Origin of the sequence: Aliiglaciecola sp. M165 (assembly GCF_007197995.1) — a bacterium.
Lineage (GTDB): Bacteria > Pseudomonadota > Gammaproteobacteria > Enterobacterales > Alteromonadaceae > Aliiglaciecola.
The window spans coordinates 528,103-546,351 of record NZ_VKKH01000002.1 but is presented as its reverse complement, the minus strand read 5'-3'; the positions used below and the strand labels follow the sequence as shown (position 1 = coordinate 546,351).

General features: G+C 45.1%; 18 protein-coding genes. 3 read left to right on the top strand and 15 right to left on the bottom strand.

Annotated elements, in window-relative coordinates; all coding sequences use genetic code 11:
• From gspF to gspC, 4 genes are read right to left on the bottom strand one after another with little or no spacing between them, the layout of a single operon-like run.
• Window positions 1-1,224 carry a type II secretion system inner membrane protein GspF gene (gspF, locus tag FM019_RS04615; RefSeq protein ID WP_143834721.1) on the bottom strand — a complete coding sequence of 408 codons (1,224 nt, stop codon included), beginning with the start codon at window positions 1,222-1,224 and terminating at the stop codon, window positions 1-3.
• A gap of 2 nt (window positions 1,225-1,226) precedes the next feature.
• Window positions 1,227-2,792: a type II secretion system ATPase GspE gene (gene gspE / locus FM019_RS04610; RefSeq protein WP_260681523.1), complete on the bottom strand. Its 1,566-nt coding sequence runs from the start codon at window positions 2,790-2,792 to the stop codon at window positions 1,227-1,229.
• Window positions 2,792-4,861: a type II secretion system secretin GspD gene (gene gspD / locus FM019_RS04605; protein ID WP_409553358.1), complete on the bottom strand. Its 2,070-nt coding sequence runs from the start codon at window positions 4,859-4,861 to the stop codon at window positions 2,792-2,794. Before gspD ends, gspE begins: the two co-directional genes overlap by 1 nt.
• An 11-nt stretch (window positions 4,862-4,872) precedes the next feature.
• On the bottom strand, window positions 4,873-5,817 hold the full coding sequence (gene gspC / locus FM019_RS04600; RefSeq protein ID WP_143834719.1) for a type II secretion system protein GspC: 945 nt from the start codon (window positions 5,815-5,817) through the stop codon (window positions 4,873-4,875).
• Window positions 5,818-5,941: 124 nt separating this feature from the next.
• Between gspC and hslR the strand changes: the two genes are divergently transcribed.
• Together hslR and hslO are read left to right on the top strand one after the other, a co-directional pair.
• Window positions 5,942-6,346, top strand: coding sequence for a ribosome-associated heat shock protein Hsp15 (hslR, locus tag FM019_RS04595; protein WP_143834718.1), 405 nt, complete (start codon window positions 5,942-5,944; stop codon window positions 6,344-6,346).
• Window positions 6,347-6,355: 9 nt separating this feature from the next.
• Window positions 6,356-7,252 (top strand): Hsp33 family molecular chaperone HslO, encoded by an 897-nt coding sequence (gene hslO, locus FM019_RS04590; protein WP_143834717.1) that lies wholly within the window; start codon window positions 6,356-6,358, stop codon window positions 7,250-7,252.
• Window positions 7,253-7,299: 47 nt separating this feature from the next.
• Here the strand turns inward: hslO and FM019_RS04585 are convergent, their stop codons facing one another.
• The 9 genes from FM019_RS04585 to FM019_RS04545 all read right to left on the bottom strand — a co-directional run bounded on the left by FM019_RS04585 (window position 7,300) and on the right by FM019_RS04545 (window position 14,062).
• Complete coding sequence (locus FM019_RS04585; protein ID WP_143834716.1) at window positions 7,300-7,881, bottom strand: acyloxyacyl hydrolase; 582 nt, start codon at window positions 7,879-7,881, stop codon at window positions 7,300-7,302.
• Window positions 7,882-7,961: 80 nt separating this feature from the next.
• Window positions 7,962-9,254: a two-component system sensor histidine kinase EnvZ gene (envZ, locus tag FM019_RS04580; protein WP_143834715.1), complete on the bottom strand. Its 1,293-nt coding sequence runs from the start codon at window positions 9,252-9,254 to the stop codon at window positions 7,962-7,964.
• 11 nt (window positions 9,255-9,265) lie between these two features.
• Window positions 9,266-9,988, bottom strand: a complete 723-nt coding sequence (gene ompR / locus FM019_RS04575) for a two-component system response regulator OmpR (RefSeq protein ID WP_185969187.1) — start codon at window positions 9,986-9,988, stop codon at window positions 9,266-9,268.
• Between the two features lie 228 nt (window positions 9,989-10,216).
• The gene (locus FM019_RS04570) at window positions 10,217-10,570 is read right to left on the bottom strand and encodes a DUF1428 domain-containing protein (protein WP_143834713.1); all 354 of its coding nucleotides are present in this window, start codon (window positions 10,568-10,570) and stop codon (window positions 10,217-10,219) included.
• Between the two features lie 20 nt (window positions 10,571-10,590).
• Complete coding sequence (locus FM019_RS04565; protein WP_143834712.1) at window positions 10,591-11,043, bottom strand: DUF6265 family protein; 453 nt, start codon at window positions 11,041-11,043, stop codon at window positions 10,591-10,593.
• Window positions 11,040-11,525: a GNAT family N-acetyltransferase gene (locus FM019_RS04560; RefSeq protein ID WP_143834711.1), complete on the bottom strand. Its 486-nt coding sequence runs from the start codon at window positions 11,523-11,525 to the stop codon at window positions 11,040-11,042. Before FM019_RS04560 ends, FM019_RS04565 begins: the two co-directional genes overlap by 4 nt.
• The gene (locus tag FM019_RS04555) at window positions 11,522-12,490 is read right to left on the bottom strand and encodes a Gfo/Idh/MocA family protein (protein ID WP_143834710.1); all 969 of its coding nucleotides are present in this window, start codon (window positions 12,488-12,490) and stop codon (window positions 11,522-11,524) included. Before FM019_RS04555 ends, FM019_RS04560 begins: the two co-directional genes overlap by 4 nt.
• A gap of 23 nt (window positions 12,491-12,513) precedes the next feature.
• On the bottom strand, window positions 12,514-13,416 hold the full coding sequence (locus FM019_RS04550) for a phosphoribulokinase (RefSeq protein ID WP_143834709.1): 903 nt from the start codon (window positions 13,414-13,416) through the stop codon (window positions 12,514-12,516).
• Between the two features lie 217 nt (window positions 13,417-13,633).
• Window positions 13,634-14,062 carry an ion channel gene (locus tag FM019_RS04545; RefSeq protein ID WP_143834708.1) on the bottom strand — a complete coding sequence of 143 codons (429 nt, stop codon included), beginning with the start codon at window positions 14,060-14,062 and terminating at the stop codon, window positions 13,634-13,636.
• A gap of 123 nt (window positions 14,063-14,185) precedes the next feature.
• Here FM019_RS04545 and FM019_RS04540 point away from each other — a divergent pair, with 123 nt between their 5' ends.
• Window positions 14,186-14,761 carry a 3'-5' exonuclease gene (locus FM019_RS04540; protein WP_185969186.1) on the top strand — a complete coding sequence of 192 codons (576 nt, stop codon included), beginning with the start codon at window positions 14,186-14,188 and terminating at the stop codon, window positions 14,759-14,761.
• A gap of 26 nt (window positions 14,762-14,787) precedes the next feature.
• Here FM019_RS04540 and FM019_RS04535 read toward each other — a convergent pair whose 3' ends face one another.
• Entirely contained in the window at window positions 14,788-16,755 is a 1,968-nt protein-coding gene (locus FM019_RS04535) for a methyl-accepting chemotaxis protein (RefSeq protein ID WP_143834706.1), read from the bottom strand.
• A gap of 197 nt (window positions 16,756-16,952) precedes the next feature.
• A complete protein-coding gene (gene purD / locus FM019_RS04530; RefSeq protein ID WP_143834705.1) occupies window positions 16,953-18,236 on the bottom strand; it encodes a phosphoribosylamine--glycine ligase in 1,284 nt (427 codons plus the stop codon).
• Window positions 18,237-18,249 lie beyond the last annotated feature (13 nt).

The following is an 18,249-nucleotide window of genomic DNA, read 5'->3' as shown; positions in this document are numbered from 1 at the left end:
TTACACGTTCACCATATTATTAAGTGCCAATATTGGTTGTAAAATTGCCAGTACGATAAACAACACGATGGCTGCCATACTAACGATTAAAACCGGTTCAAATACTTTTAGTGTGACACCAACCAAGGCTTCAAATTCCCTGTCTTGGTTATCAGCTGCGCGCTTCAACATTTGCTGAAGCTCACCGCTTCGCTCGCCAGACGCAATCATATGCATCATCATTGGCGGAAATACTTTGGTTTTCTCCAGTGCTGCACGCAGGCTTGAGCCTTCTTTTACACTGACGCTTGCTTCGGCAACCAAATTTTTGATATGCAGGTTTTCTAACACATCTCCGGCGATGCGCATGGCTTCTAATAGTGGTACAGCACTCGCGGTTAAGATGCTCAAGGTGCTGGCAAATCGTGCTGTGTTTAGCCCTTTGGAGACTTTGCCAATCAGCGGCAAGCGCAGAATTAATTGATGATATTTGAGTTTCATTGCCGGTTTTTGCAAGACTCTTTGCATCACTATGACCAACACGATAATCAAGCCAATTAAAATCAAACCATAATCTTGCAGCCAGGTACTGACTGCGATCAATACCGAGGTAATGGTAGGAAGCTCTTGTCCCATGTTGTCAAATTGGCCAACAATTTTAGGAACCACAACCGTCAGCAATAGGAACACAATGCCGAAGGCAAAAAACAGCATGATGGCTGGATACACCATGGCCTGGGTGATCTGGCTTCGAGTTTGTTGGCGTTTTTCAGTGTAATCAGCCAAACGATTGAGCACGGTATCTAAATGGCCCGATTTCTCTCCTGCTGCCACCATGGCCCGAAATAGCTCGTCAAATACATTTGGGAATTCAGCCATGGCGTCGGCTAGTGAGTGACCTTCAACGACTTTACTGCGAACCGCCATCATCATGTTTTTATGTCGAGGCTTCTCACATTGTTCGGCAACTGCCATCAACGCTTCTTCGATGGGCAGGGCAGATTCTACCAGAGTAGCGATTTGGCGTGTCAACAGGGCCAAGTCACTGGCAGAGATACCTCGTTTGAATAATGCGAATCCGCCTGAACTGTCACGTTTATCTTTTTCCGTAACTTGTTCAACTTCGAGGGGGATTAGGCTCATTTCGCGCAGTTGTTGGCGAATATGGCGCGCATTATCACCCTCTAAAACACCGCTCTTATTCCGACCGCTTTGATTGATCGCTTTGTAGGCATACGCAGCCAAGGTTAATCCTCCCGGGTAACGCGAAGCACTTCTTCTAACGAAGTGATGCCTTGCAATACTTTCGAGCAACCATCGTCGCGAATGCTAGGGGTGGTTTTGCGTACGTGTTTTTCGATAGCCTGTTCGCCATGACCATTGTGTACAAGCTCTCGAGTGGCTTCATCGACAATCAATAGCTCGTGAATACCAGTACGGCCACGGTATCCTGTTTGGTTACAAGCGGCGCAACCTTTAGGGCTAAATACCTGTTGATCATTTGTTCTGTGTTCAAGGCCAAGTATCTTGCATTCAGCTTCGTTAGGCATATGCGAGGTTTTGCAATCGGGGCACAGTGTCCGGACCAAGCGTTGAGACAATACCGCCAAGAGGCTTGAAGATAACAAGAAAGGCTCGATACCCATGTCTTCTAGCCGAGTTATCGCACCTGAAGCCGTGTTGGTGTGCAAGGTAGACAATACAAGGTGACCGGTCAAACTGGCCTGAACGCCAATTTGAGCGGTTTCCAAATCGCGGATTTCACCAATCATCACCACGTCAGGATCTTGACGTAAAATCGCTCGCAACCCTCTGGCGAATGTCATATCAACACGCGGGTTAACCTGGGTTTGACCGATGCCTTGCAAATCGAATTCGATGGGGTCTTCAACGGTAAGGATATTACGATCTTTAGAGTTGATCTCAGAAAGACCCGCATACAAGGTGGTACTTTTACCCGAACCTGTAGGGCCAGTGACAAGAATAATTCCATGCGGTTTACGAATTAAATTTGAGAAGTGTTCGCGGTTTTGCGCTGTCATGCCCAAATCTTCTAGGTTCAAGCGGGCATTGTTTTTGTCCAACAAACGTAGCACCACTCGCTCACCATGACTCGATGGCATAGTAGATACCCGCACATCTACCGCACGTCCAGCAATGCGCAGGGTAATACGACCATCTTGTGGTACACGTTTTTCAGCGATGTCGAGCTTAGCCATAACCTTGATACGCGACACCAGCATCGATGACAGTTTGCGGTTAGGACGAAGAATTTCGCGTAACACACCATCAACCCGGAATCGCACAATAAGCTGGTTTTCAAAGGTTTCAATATGGATATCTGAGGCGCCTTCTTTGATCGCTTCACCAAGCATGGCGTTGATCAATTTGATGATGGGGGCGTCGTCTTCATTTTCGAGCAAATCTTCGGTATCAGGCAGCTCTTCTGCTAGGGCAAATAAATCGCTTTCGTTGCCAATGTCTTCCATTAATTGTTTTGCAGCGGAAGAATCCCGTTGAAAGGCTTTTGTTAACAGATCTTCAAAATGTTCATCGGTGATCTCTTTGAGCTGGAAATCCGCTTCAAGAAATCGTCGAACTTCAATAAATACAGAGAAATCCGTGTTAGCTGTATGATACAAAATCGCCGGTGATTCGCCCGTATCGAGTAGCACTTTGTGACGCTTGGCAAAACTAAATGCCAATTGTTTATGCTGAGTATCCTCTGCCTGATAAGACGACTCCTCAGCCTCCGTTAATGGCTCGGATATTACCTCTTCCGCTTGAATGCCAGCATCGATATTTGTTGCCATTAGTTATTCGCTTCCTGCTCTTTCTTCAACAGGTATTCTTCAAACGTCGGAGGCAGCTCGAGTGCGTTGTCCCATTCCGGTAACGTTGGGCTGTCGGTGAATGGCATTAATGAAATGCCCTCTGACTGACGTTTCAACTGCTGAGCACGAATGAAATTATATTTTTTATGACTAATCTGATTCATGGTTGCGCCATCACGAACAATGGTCGGACGGATAAATACCATCAGATTACGTTTACGCTTGCTGGTGGTTGTCGATTTGAACAAGTTGCCAAGAATAGGTATATCGCCCAACAATGGGACTTTTGACACACTTTCTTGCACGTCTTCATCAATTAATCCGCCTAACACGATGGTGCCGCCATCGTCTACGATAACCGTGGTTTTGATTTCACGTTTATTGATTGCGATGTCTACAGAGGTTGCACCGCTTACGCTAGATACTTCTTGCTCAATTAGCATCTGTACTGCATCACCTTCGTTGATCTGTGGTGTAACTTTGAGTTTTATACCAACTTCTTTACGCTCTACCGTTTGGAATGGATTCGCATTATTCGACCCAGTTGATGAACCCGTGATAATCGGCACTTCCTGACCGACAATGAAAAACGCTTCTTCGTTGTCCATTGTGGTTAAATGCGGTGTTGAAAGAACATTAGAATTGGTGTCGGTACTCACGGCCTGCAAAACTGCTCCCCAGCCATCTTTAATCACTCCGACCAACAATCCATTTACTCCACCTAACAATTGACCCAAGGCAGTGAAATCACCCTGAGTGGTGGTGGTCCGTGTTGCTACCGTACCGTCATCATTGATGACAAGATTACCTTCTGAATCGCGAACATTCGTGGTTTCAGTGATATCGTCAGCAGCCCTTAGCGCGACGCCTAATGCGCCAATACCAACGCCACCATTAGTAAATTGCTGTGCACCACCATCTTCGGATCCCCACTGCACACCTAAGGTTGTGCCGTCACCTTCAAATACTTCAACAATGATGGCTTCAACAGTCACTTGAGCGCGACGGATGTCTAGTTGACGGATAACTTCTTCTAAAGAGCGCATCATGTCAGGTTCTGCGGTAATCACGAGCGCGTTAGAATCAGGATGAGACTCAATATTCACATCGCGATTGGTGCCACGATTTCCACGGCTAGCATTTGCAGCACCTTGTTCCTCGGCTTGTATACTGGCGCTTACACCTTGCAATACTTTAACTAAGTCTTCGGCTTTTGCGTAGTTAACAAAAATGACTCTAGTGTTGCCGCTGGTCTCTAATTCCTGGTCCATTTTGGTGATCAAATTGATCAGTCGCTGGCGTGCTTGGTTATCGCCCGAGACAATAACGCTGTTGGTGCGATCATCGGCGACAACCCGAGGCTGTGATTTGCCAGTGCCTTGTTGTTTGCCTGAGTTTTTATTGATGTTCTCGACAATTCTGACCATTTCAGATGCCGAAGCATACTTTAGTTTGATGATTTCAACTTCTTCGTCGCCGGCCTTGTCGACCCGTTCAATAATTTCTACTAGACGATTAACCACTGCGGCACGACCGGTGAGCATCATGACGTTTGAGGGATCGTGACTAACCACGTTACCGCCACCTGCCTGGTCGTTGAGTTGTCTCAAAATAGGAGCTAGTTCTCTTACTGGCACGTTATAAACAGGCACGACTCGGGTGATCATTTCATCACCGTCAAACGGTGTGCCTTCCACGACGGGAATGTTTGAAGTTTTTGCGTCTTTTGAACGAACGACTTTCAAAATTCCACTTGGCATTTCAACCACAGCAAAATCATAGACCTGCAGGACGTTTAAGAAAAATTGATAGTATTGATCTTCGGTTAACAAATCGTAGCTGCGAACACTGATTTTACCGCGCACGTTAGGGTCGACAATGATGGTTTTGCCTAAGTTCTTGCCGACTATATTAATAAATTCAGTGATTTCAGTATTTTTGAAATTCGGGGAATACTCGGCTGCGCCAACACTTATCGACAAAGAGAAAAAAGCTGCACATGCTGCCAAACATAAGCCTTTTAATTTACTGCGGCTTGTTTGCCTCATTAGAGTCATCCTTATATATCCTGTTCTTCTTCCGCTTCAGGGAAATCTAAAAACAAGGTGAGATATTCTTCACCTCGATTAATTGTTAATTGTAAAGACTGGGCTTCACGCAATTCTGCCATGGCTTCCAGTGCTTGCTGTGGATCAGTTAAGTCCAATCCATTAATTTCAGTGACTATGTCGCCCGCTACAAAACCGGCGGCCTTGAATAAATTGGGATTTTTCCCTGGCGCAATACGATAACCATTTAGTTGTCCGTCGGATGTGTTAGGCGAAATAGCAATAAAATCAGCAAAATTCGTTGGGCTTCGCTGCAACGCTCGTGTTGATTCTGCTATTTCTTCCGATAAAACCTTGTATTCTTCTCTTTCAATGACGTCACCCCCAGCAATGGTTTCCATCCTGGGTTGATAGATAGGTGTTTCGTTGGAGTACTCTATTCCATCCAACATTAATGTCTCTCTGCGTGGACCATTCTCAATAATGACGCGGTCTGCATAGACCTCAACCAAGGTAGCGTTGGTGCCGTCAATTTCGTCTTCAATCCCATAGGTATTCTGAGTGCCGCGATTTTCGATAATTGCTGCGGCTATACTTGGTTCATTGGTAGCGACAACGCCTGACAAGGTTAAATTCAATCTTGTTTCGGGCGCTTCAGTCACTTGCTGTTGAACTGGCGCAACAGGCTGCGCTGTCATATCGCCAAACAGATTCAGGCTTTTCAATTGGGCTAGGTTGAGTTTGTTTCCACTTCCTTGGCGAGTTGTCTGACTACCGCTTACAATCTTGCTTTGTTGTGCAACGGAATTTGGTTCAGGAAACAAGCGCCAGGTAAAATCAGCAAGCAGCGCCAATAGGTAGATTGACAACAATATCACAATCACAAGATTAATCTGCGATTGAAATTTGCTGATTTGCAGCCATATATTGCTTAGATTCGTACTACCAACGGTCATTCGTTGTCGCTTCTCAATGTATAATTAGTTAAAAGCCCAATATTAAGTGGTCAATGATAACCAGTACACTAGTGGGCCACAACTATTAAACCATAACATTACGATAAAATTACAATTGAACTCTATGAAGAACAGTAAAGATAACGACAACAATCAAAACGTTCGCATCGATAAGTGGTTATGGGCGGCCAGATTTTACAAAACACGATCAGTTGCAAGAGACATGGTGCAATCGGGAAAGGTGCAATATAATGGACAACGTTGTAAGGCCAGCCGCACCGTTGAACTCGGGGCAACGATTGTATTACCGGCCGGTTATGACATTAAAGAAGTGGTAGTAGAGCAGCTTAGTGAACAGCGTAAAAGTGCGCCATTAGCCCAGCAAATGTATACCGAAACGCCAGAGAGTATTGTTCAGCGCGAGAAAAATGCTGAAGCGCGAAAGCTAAGTGCATTTCATAGCCCAAGGCCAGAATCGCGACCAGACAAGAAACAACGTCGTAAAATCATTCAGTTTAAACAGCAGTAAGAGAAAATTATGTCCCATTTTGATCAGCTTCACCGTTATATTTTCAACAAAGCAAACGTACGCGGTGAGCTTGTTCAGCTTCACAACAGTTATCAGGCTATTCTCGATTCACAAGACTACCCAAAAGTGATTCAGCAGTTACTAGGTGAATTAATGGCCGCGACATCGCTGTTAACTGCAACGTTAAAATTTGAAGGCGATATCGCGGTGCAAGTGCAAAGTGAAGGCGCATTAAAGTATGCCGTGGTAAATGGCACACACGACCAAAAAATGCGAGGAGTGGCTAAGTGGGATCAAGCGATTAGGGAATTGTCAAGCGACTTAACACAATTGCTGCCAAAAGGTGTGTTAGTCATCACTATCACTCCTGTCGAAGGAGAGCGATATCAGGGAATGGTCGCACTGGAAAAACCGACCTTATCAGAATGCCTGGAAGGTTATTTTAGTCAGTCTGAACAATTACCCACAAAGGTTGTCCTAAAAACCGAAGTAGACACCCTCCAACCAAAAGCAGGGGGCCTATTCCTGCAGGTCTTGCCCACTAGTAGTGAAGTCAGTGATCTGTCAACGCGACCAGAATTTACCCATTTGTGTACGCTGACAGAGACAATCAAAGCAGAAGAGTTGCTCGATTTGCCAGCAACGGAGGTGTTGCATCGTTTGTATCATCAAGAAGAAATTGAGCTGTACTCGCCTCAACCTATTGTATTCAAATGCACTTGCAGTAAAGAGCGCAGTGCGCTGGCCATTGCTAACGTGGACAAACAAGAACTTCTCAACATCATCGCCGAAGATGGCGCAGTGCGATTAAATTGTCAGTATTGCCATCAGGAATACGCGTTTGATGCCATCGATGTCGAATCTATTCACAGCGGGGCCTATGCGCAGCCGGGTGCAGCGCAGTAAACAAGTCTTTTTAGCGTTAAATATCCTAGCGTGGTTAACGGTGGTTGCTAAAGTTTGTAAGTGAATTCAATCATATGGAAATCTGCTCCAGTGGTATTAGAACCGTTAACACCGGCGTCGGAATAGTGGAGAAAGCGATACCCCAATCCGAGCGACTGCGATAAGGAAAGATTTACTCCTAGGGTCAACGCAAACTGGAAGGGACCACCAAAATCCTGCACACCAAATTTTTGCCTGCTAAATAGCGCTGCACCAGCACCTAAATCCAGGTTAAACCATCCACTTTTGTGCCCAATCACTAGCTCAGGAATAGCAGAAACGACCAAAGCGTTTTTCCCCGCTCCACGCAAAACGCCAGCGCTGGTCATCATTCGAGTATCGGCTCGCCAGTCCGAAGATGAATAGAGCGTCCACGGCAATTGAAAATTTACTGAAAAGTCATACTCTTTGAAATCTTCCTGCGCGTCTTTTCCTAGCAGGGTATTGTCTGAAACTCGCGCACGGACGCTGACACTCTTCAAATTTAGCGTGTCTGAGTAGCTTAAACTGGGAATAAGGAAAAAGGCACTGAAGATAAACAGTATTTCGCGAATCCCGTTATGCTGGTTTAGATAATTCATGCGGGCCATTTTTTAAATTCAGTCGTAAAACTTTTTTGTTAGGAAAGAGGACCCCAATTGCGGGAATGCGCCTGTAAATCAATTACTCGCTAGTTAAATGGAATGGTAACAGTAGCCATGAGGCCGCCTTCGGGGTGATTAGTCAATTCTACCTGTCCTTTGTGCAAGCTAACAATACGGTTAATGATTGCCAAGCCTAACCCTGAGCCCACACTTCCCCTGGCTTTATCACCTTGGGTGAAAGGCTGGAATAAGTTTTCCATTTGTTCCTCTGGGATGCCGGGCCCAAAGTCTCTAACGCAAAAACTCACCGTTCGATTGCGTTTATGGAATTCGCTAGAGATTTCGATATTATCACTGCCATAGCGAAAGGCGTTCTCGATTAAGTTATCCAGTACTCTTTTTATCGCCACTTTGCGAAGTCTAACCTCTGGAATATTGCCAAGGTGTGTGACGATATGATGATGTTCTTCGATATTCCGTGCCTGCACTACGTCTTCGATGAGGTCGTTTAAGGACATTTTTTCTTTTTGTTCGCGAGTGTCTTGGCGAACATAATCAATAAACTGGTCGATGATGTCGTTCATGTCTTCAATATCATGCACTATGCCATCTTTTACCCAGCTTTGATCCTCGGGCAACATCTCGCTGGCTAATCGAATTCTCGTCAATGGGGTTCGCAAATCGTGAGATATCCCGGCGGTCAACAATGCTCTGTCGTCTTCCAACTGCTTTATTCCCTTGGACATGCGATTAAATGCTCGGGTAACTGAAATGATTTCACTCGACCCTTGTTCCTCAAGCGGTGCAGGAACTCTGCCTCGGGCTACTTCTAATGCAGCGACTTGCAGGGCATGCAGTGGTTTGTTCAATCGTCGTACAAATATCCAGCCGCCGGCGACACTGAGGATACCAATAACTAGTAGGTAAATGGTCAGCGGCGAAATGTCTCCCTCGCTAAAACTTGCCATGGGGATGGTGATCCAAACATTGGGATCTTGCGGGGGATTTACCCAGATTAAAAATGGCTCAGTTGAAGAAATCCGTACGTCGGCTTCACCACCTAAAAGATCTGAAATTTGTCGAGAGAAAAACTGATAGTAAACTGCTTGTTGTAAGCCATTGTCAATAGCTTCAACTTCGCTATAGATGTGGATATTGGTGGTCTCAAAAATGTTCTTTTGCGTGGCGTCATCGTGATAATTGACCTCATCAAGGAATACCATCTTTATTTGCGTGGCTATAAGCGAATTGATTTGCTGGTAGTTAGGTCGAATAAAATAATAGGTTACCGACAAGTAGGAAACTACTTGGTTGATCAGCAAAAGCACACCGATCAGCATAACCGTCTGACCAAACGCGCTTTTAGGAAGAATTCTCACTGTGATGTGTCTTACACCGCTTCACCATCGGGGACAAAGACGTAACCCAACCCCCAAACCGTTTGGATGTATCTGGGGTTTGCCGGGTCCTCTTCAAGCATGCGGCGCAGGCGAGACACTTGCACATCAATACTACGCTCTAATGCACTGTAATCTCGGCCTCTTGCTAAATTCATTAGCTTGTCTCGAGAAAGGGGTTCTCTTGGGTGGGTAACCAGAGATTTAAGCACGGCAAATTCCCCACTGGTAAGTGTGATTGCTTCACCGTCAGAAAACATCTCTCGTGTGGCCAGATTTAATTTGTATTTACCAAATTCGATCACCTGCACTTCTTGCGAAGGTGCGCCTGGTGCTTCATTGGTTTTACGACGTAACACAGCTTTGGCTCTGGCTAATAATTCACGTGGATTAAAAGGTTTGGGTAAATAATCATCAGCACCCATTTCCAAGCCAATAATGCGATCAACCTCATCGCCTTTGGCCGTGAGCATGATAATCGGAATTTCATTTTCTTTTTGGCGTAAACGGCGGCAGATAGACAAGCCATCTTCACCAGGCAGCATCAGGTCTAACACTAATAAATGGAAGTTTTCACGCTCTAACAGTCGATCCATTTGTTCAGAGTTAGCAGCCGAACGAACTTGAAAGCCTTGTTCAACCAAATAGCGTTCCAATAGACTGCGCAGTCGCATATCGTCATCAACGACTAGTACTTTTTGCGTTTCTTGTCCCATGATGTTTCCGTGATTAACCCAATAGTGATTTAGCCACTATAAATGAAAGGACGAAATTTCAAAAGCTTAGCAGATCACAAAAAGCCATTGGGATTGTTACAAAGTATGAAACCTATTTATTTGTGCCGCGCAATAGTGATTGACGTGTGTTAAGTATGCGTTCTTCCTTGGCAGCAAATACACCTCATTCTAGAGCTCAAAAAAACACGCCAGTCCCGTGCAAGACGGTTATTCTCTGACAATCATGTTAAATCCACCGAAGATCATGCGTTTGCCGTCAAAGGGGAGGGGCGTATCTTCGTTGCTAAAGCTTGGATCTTGCATCGCTGCCTCCATGCCTTTGTCACGGGTTGCCTTGTCTGGCCAGGTGATCCATGAAAAACAAACCACCTCGTCCTCTTTGCATTTAACCGCCATAGGGAAAGAGGTTAATTCGCCTTCAGGTACGTCGTCACCCCAACATTCAATCACTGACAGCGCACCATATTCCTTAAAGACTTTTGCGCATTCGGTGGCAAAATCGATATATTCCTGTTTGCGTGTTTTTTCTACTGCCAACACAAATCCATCTACATAATCCATGTTCGTTTCCTCATTATGATTTAGTTAACAGCCGTTAATGTCAGCTTGAAACCTTTATTGTTCGAAGCACTGACAAAAACTTCGAGCGTATTTGAAGAGGATAGTCGATATTCAATTTTTTGTGGAAAGTCGTGATTGGGGTTCACGAACACTGCGCTGTTTGCCGAGCACTCTTGCAATAAAAAAGCAATTGGAAGCGCATTCCCCAGGGTTTTTGCGAGGTAGAAAACCTCTCCAGACATATTGACCAGGCGTAAGGTCTCATTAAAAATCCCTTTTGCCGAACTCACTGAGCCTATTCCCTCAAAGGTGTCATTGCTGACGCGATTCCAGGTTTCAGTGGTAACTCTACTTTCTTGTTTTTGTTGCCAGCTACCTAACAACCAGTTGACCTGTTCCAGTGAACTGCATGCATAAGTGTTTCCGCTTGCAAGTGAGCCAACCAATAACGCTGCTGCGAAGATCTTGTTCATAATATTTTCTGCCAATATCCTACGTCGACCCATTTTCCGAGTTTAAATCCTATTTGTTTTAAATGAGCGACCTTCTCAAACAAAAACATTTCATGCAACGCAATACTTGGAGGATTGGGTAGGGAAATTCCTGCTAGAAGTGCATGTATATTTTGTTTCCTAAGTTGAGACTCCAATTCTTGATATAAAGCTTTGCCGACGCCTTTACCTGTTGCAGTTTTATCTACATAAACGGTCACTTCTGCGGAGTGACGATAAGCTGATCGCGCTTTCCATGCCGTGGCATAAGCATAGCCGAGTATGGCTCCATGGTCTTCACATACTAGCCACGGGTAATTGCTTTGGGTAGTAGCTAAACGCTCCCCCATATTGCGCTCAGAAACTGGGGTTTCCTCAAAGGTACAGGTACTATTTTTAATGTAATAATTGTAGATTTTGCACAGCGAGGAAATATCCTGTTCTGAACAGTTTCTGACTATCATGCCAGGGTCCCTAAAATGTGATCCATGACCCAACTAGTGTGGGCTGCAGAAAACGCAGTGCTTGGATGTTGAATACCATGGTTGAGATGATCTGCTATGGCTTGTACAAATGGGCCTTGGATAGGATCAGGTTTAGGCATGACACATTCAATCGTGCCAGCTTTAGATACCAGTTTGGCCGGTGTCTCAGCAAAAACACCAAATTCAATGTGGCCCTTATCGCCTAGAATTTGAACTTTGTCTTGATACAGCTCAGTCGCAAAGTGCCATGCGCCAACTCCTGTCGCACCATTTTCAAATAACCAATTTGCCACTACTGCGTCAGCAGAAGAATAGAGCCCCAAAATATTGGTCGTCATACCCTTTGCTGAAACTATCGGGCCGAGCAAAAATGTTAGTATATCGATACCGTGACTGGCTAGGTCGTCAAAATATCCACCTGGTGCAATGGCGTGTTGTGTGCGCCAATTTGGCGTACAACTTTTGTCAAGCTCAGAAGGCGCCCGTGAGTATTGCCAGTTTACATGGCTTACACGACCGATTAGACCATCATCAAGCCAAGATTTAATCTGTTTAAATCCAGGCAGGCAGCGCCGGTAATAAGCCACAAAACAAGGTAAATGTGTTGGCTCAAACGCCTTGAGAATTTGCTGACATTCGGAAAAATTGACCGCCATGGGCTTTTCAATACAACAAATCTTCCCCGCTTTAGCGACGTCTAAGGCTAATGATAAATGACTGTCGGGCGGTGTAGCTATGTATACAGCGTCGACTTTGGGATCGTTGATGAGCTTAATAGCGTCGTTGTAGAAACATGGAATTTGATGACGTTTCGCATAATCTTCTGCTTTACCAGGTGAGCGAGCACTTACTGCGTACAACTCGAAACCTTCAACTTGGTGGTAGGCAGGTCCGCTTTTCTTTTCAGAAACGTCACCGCAGCCAATGAGCCCCCATCTAAGCATTCGGTTCGCCCTCTAATTCGCCGCTATTTTTGCTCTACCCAATCGAGTTGGAATCCTGCTTTACGTTTGCGCGACATCAGATCTTCTATCAGTGGAGACAAAATGAGTTCCATTGCCAGACCCATTTTTCCACCTGGAACAACCAAGGTATTGATCCTCGACATAAAGGCCCCGTCAATCATTTTTAGCAAGTAGGGGAAATCGACATTTTTCATTTCACGGCGAAATCTCACCACGACGAAACTCTCGTCTTGTGTGGGAATTTCACGCGCGCTAAAAGGGTTAGAGGTGTCAACTGTAGGTACGCGTTGAAAGTTGACATGAGTATTCGAAAACTGTGGCGTGATGTAATGAAAATAGTCTTCTAAACTGCGCACAATACTGCTCATTACTGCTTCTCGGGTATGTCCCCTGTCAGTGGTGTCACGAATGATTTTCTGGATCCATTCAAGATTCACAATGGGCACCATGCCTACAAGCAAATCTACATGTTTTGCCACATCGACATCAGCGGTTGTCACGCCGCCGTGTAATCCTTCATAGAACAGCAAGTCAGTGGTTTGGGGTAAATCTTGCCAAGGAGTAAAAGTGCCCGGCATTTGATTGAAGGGAACAGCTTCATCGAATGTATGCAGATATTGTCGATGCTGTCCGGTGCCCGTCTCTCCATATTGCGCAAACAATTTTTCTAACATTAAAAAATCGTTGGCTTTGGGTCCAAAATAGCTAATGTGGCGGCCTTGTTCCTGGGCTTTACGGATTTCTACTTCCATTTCTGGACGGGTAAAACGGTGGAAGCTGTCTCCAGCAACTGAGGCGGCAGTAATCTTAAGGTTGCGAAAGATATGTCGTATCGCATTCGTAGTCGTAGTGGTTCCGGCTCCCGATGAACCAGTAATCGCAATAATCGGATGTTTTACAGACATAATGGACGCTATTAGGCAAAAAGAGCACTAGTTATAAGCAAGCGGATGACAATGGTCAAGTGATTTGCGAACTGTTCGATGGAGTCAAATTAACTTATCCGGGCTTAGTTGCGTTGAGGGTACCTTCGCCAGGAGTTAAAAAAAACGTTCTGGTTTTAACGTGAGTTTGCGCTGTATGCCAACACCCTTTGGGCACCACAACATATTCGCCCGCATTTTATCTACGTTTCGACCTACCCCAAGTGGCAATCATTAATTCGACTAGAAATGCCGTATTCAATCCAAAAACAATCAAACCATTGACGGCGCTGAGTGAGCCCAAAATTCGCCATTGGTCGCTCAATAATAAATCACCATATCCGAGGGTGGTAAAAGACGTAATGGCGAAATAAAGGGCGTTTTCCATGGTTGAGAATTCGCCTATCAATAAGAACATGAAGGCCCAAATCCAAGTGTTTATGGTGATCCCTACTACTAGCCAAAGAACGGCGATCACCATAATGGTGACATTTTTAATTAGCGGCAGGCCTTGTGTGACCCAACGTTTTACCTTGCCAAAAACAGACGCCAAAGTGCCAAGAAACACAACCTGCACAATAATTGTAAGGGTAATGACGACGGCACCAACCAGTAACTGCTCCCACATATTATTTTCGCTTTTCCATGATTCGTTAAAGGGTATTTGACATTAACCCACACTCAGACATTATAAGGATACCCACATTAACTATATTCCGTTCCTAATTTGATGCAAGTCTTCGAGTGTGTATTGTTTGATACCGAGTTTACCGCCTGGGAAGGTTCCAAAGCACGCAATTGGTCGCAGGATTGGGAGCATCGCGAAATTATACAACTGGCCGCAGTAAAGCTTCGATTCGAACATGACAAGGCAACTATTGCGGCCACTTTTAACGAAGTTGTCTGTCCAAAATTCAACTCCGATTTGAGTGAATATATTGTTCAGTTGACCGGAATTACTCAAAAAATTGTTGATGAAATGGGTGTCGATTTTTCGTCGGCAATAAGTCTGTTCCATGATTTTTGTCACAAAGGCTCACTCAGAACCTTTTCTTGGGGCGATGACATGAGTGTACTGGATGAAAACTGCGCATTGAATAATATCGCCGTGCCCGATTTTGCTAGTGGTTTTGCAAATTTACAACGCATCGCTAAAAAGTTAAATGTTAGCGGATGCGATCAATCTAGTGGCAATCTCGCGAAATTCCATAGGCTTGATCTGCAAGGGCATCAGCACAATGCATTGTTTGATGTGCGCAGCACAGTGATGGCAATCAATCATTGGTTAGCGACTGGGCAACTTAGCTTGATACACCTGGCTCAATAGATATGTTAACCCGAATTGGGGTTATGTTAAGAAACTTTATAACGCTGCAATCTGGTCTGCATCTGGTCCGCCACCTCAGATAGCTGGTGGCTCGCAGATGCTATTTGCTCAGCACCTACAACGTTTTCGTGGGCTTGTTGGTCGATACTATTGATATTTCGATTGATGCTTTTTACCACATCACCTTGCTCGGTAGTGGCAACTTTCACGGACTCTGTTGATCTATCTACTAAGGCAATTTCTGACACAATTGCTCCCAACGCTAAAGTGACATCGTTTGCTTGGGAAACCGCATCTTTCGCTTTGGCATCACTTGCAGCAATGCTATCAAACGCCGATTGAGAGTTAGTGCGTAACACGTCCACAACATTTGATATTTCTTTAGTAGATGACTGTGTGCGCTGCGCAAGGGATCTTACTTCATCTGCAACGACCGCAAACCCTCTTCCTTGTTCCCCTGCTCGGGCAGCTTCAATGGCCGCATTTAATGCGAGTAGATTAGTTTGTTCAGCAACGGATTTGATCACATCGACCATGTTGAGAATATCACTCACCTTGTCATTAAGTTGTTCGATAGTCGACCCAACGTTGGCAATCTCGGTCGCAGTATTTTCTATGCCAGCCACTGCTACTTTCACCGCTTTTTCACCTACCTGTGATTGACCCGCGGCTTTGGAGGCATTGTCGGAAACCGCTCTGACGTTTTCAACAACCTGAACGATACTAGCGCCGAGCTGTTCAATTGCTCCGGCTATACTTGTAATATCATCCTCTAATTGAATAAGGTTCGCTTTACTTTGCTCAACCGCGGATGCGGTTTGATGACTGCTTGAGGCAATCACGCTAGCGTCGTCAAGAAATTGTGTAAAGTCCTGTTTGACGTGTTCGAATGTGACATTGATTAGTCGTGCAATCTCGCCCAGTTCGTCTTGGCTAATGATTTGCACAGTCTGGGTCAGATCTTTGTCTTGGTCGACTGCTGTCATGACCCGCTTAATGTCTGCTGCTTGGCGCGCGCGTATTCGAATTGTCGAATAAACCAGGTACGCAACGGCTAGCACAATGACAAGTAATACGATTTCAAGTGCCACTATAACCAGCGTCCAAGAGTGGCTTTGCTGCGCAAAGGTTATAATTTGCGTCAGTAATGTCTCTTCGGTTTGTTTAAGTTTATTGATTCGTGCGGTCGATGCAGCAAACCATTGTTCAGCAGATTGACCAAGGGAGCCTTCTGCATCAGTGGCGATTTGACGATATTTTTCTACTTCTTTTTGCTCAGGGGATGACATAAAAGCCGTGAGTGAACTTTCGAATTTTTCATCCGCCGCACTTTGTGCGACCTGTAAAAATGTTTGTTGTTTGGTTTTTAGCTGTACAAATCGAACGAAAAGCTGAGGAGTAAAGGCGTCCCGGGCAAAAACGTTGCTAAGTACTGCTCTTTCAATACCTGCTTGTTCTTTAGCGTAGGCCAGATTGTATAGGGCCTGAAAGCGTTTACTTGAATCCGCTGCATCAATTTGCCCACCCAGTTCTCCATTAAGATCTAGTAAAACTGCATTGTTTTGCGTGTAATACGACAATACTCTCTCTAGCGGTAAGTTCAAGGAGTCTACACCAGAACGTATCGACGCCATTTGATTCATACGTGTTTTTAAAGTGTTTAATGCTTGAAGTGTTTGTGCATTCAAATCAAGCTCTTCAACGGCTTGAAACAAGGCTTTTTGCCGATTATCCGTAAGCTGACGTTGTTGTTTAATTTGTGCGACAAATTTTTGACCTTGAGAGCCAATATAGCCAGCTGACATTCCCCGCTCTTTTTGCATCTCGTGAACCAACGCACTGGTTTTTTCGGCGAGCATCGCTGCATTATCCGTAAACTCGGAGTCTTTAAGAATGCTTAAAGAGATAACCAAATCAATAATTACAACTAAAAATAGAAGAACAACTGGGACAAGAGTGAGTTTTGGAAGCTGACTCGCTAGCCATTGACGCATATTTTTATCACCTTAGAGCATTGAAAAACCATCGGAAACGCTATTCTGCACGACACAATACGGGTCATTTTATATACAAAGAATATCCAATTTAGCAGGTTTCGCAATTAGTCTAAAGTATAAAACACCTTATAGGTATAAGTGGCAGGTAAAAAGGAAAGCAGGCACTAGGGTAAGCTAGTACCTTGAAATTCCGTTTATTTTTCTCGGGCAATCGCTCGATAGGCAATATCGTTTCGGTAAAACATTCCATCCCAATGAATATGTTTTGCGAGGGAGTAGGCGTTTTTCTGTGCTGAGGTGACTGAATCGCCCATTGCAGTAGCACACAGCACCCTACCACCATTAGTAGTGACTTTCCCATCAATCAATTTTGTCCCTGCGTGGAAAACTTTTCCTTCGGTGTTAGTGGCTTCTTTTAAACCTAAAATTTCAGTTCCTTTTGCATAACTGCCAGGGTAACCACCAGCGGCAAGTACCACACCAACAGCCGCGCGTGGATCGAAATCAATCGTGGCGAGATCCAATTTTTGCTCGGTGGCCAGCATACATAATTCAACTAGATCAGAGCGCAGTCTTAGCATGATAGGCTGTGTCTCGGGATCGCCAAATCGGCAATTGTATTCAATCACTTTCGGGGTTCCGTCAGCCATGATCATCAGGCCGGCATAGAGAAATCCAGAATAGGGATTGCCTTCTTTAGCCATCCCTTCAACGGTTGGCATGATCACCTCTTTCATCACACGTTGATGGATGTCATCGGTCACTACTGGCGCAGGAGAATATGCTCCCATACCGCCTGTGTTCGGGCCAGTATCCCCATCACCAACCCGTTTGTGATCTTGGCTTGTTGCAAATGGCAGGACATTTTTGCCATCGACCATCACGATAAAGCTGGCTTCCTCACCATCTAGAAACTCTTCAATGACGACTCGGCTGCCAGCTTCGCCAAAGGCATTGCCAGCGAGCATATCGCGGATTGCCTCTTCAGCCTCTTGTTCAGTCATGGCAACGATAACGCCCTTACCAGCGGCTAACCCGTCTGCTTTTACGACAATTGGTGCCCCCATTTTTTGCACATAAGCAACAGCAGGATCGATTTCAGTAAAGTTTTGATATTCGGCAGTCGGGATAGCGTGACGTGCAAGGAAGTCTTTAGTAAAAGCTTTAGAGCCTTCAAGTTGCGCGGCTGCTTGGGTAGGCCCAAATATCTTCAAACCTGCTTTTTCGAATGAATCGACCACACCCAGTACAAGAGGTGCTTCTGGCCCAACAATGGTTAAATCAATTTGATGCTGCTGAGCGAACGTCAGCAAGCCATCTACATCTTCTGCCTGAATGTCGATATTTTGCAGTTTGTTTTCAGACTGGGTGCCGGCGTTGCCCGGCGCAACGTAAACGATGTCAACTGCAGGATTTTGTGCTGCTTTAAATGCAAGAGCATGCTCGCGGCCGCCACCGCCAATAATAAGTATATTCATGAATGACTTAACT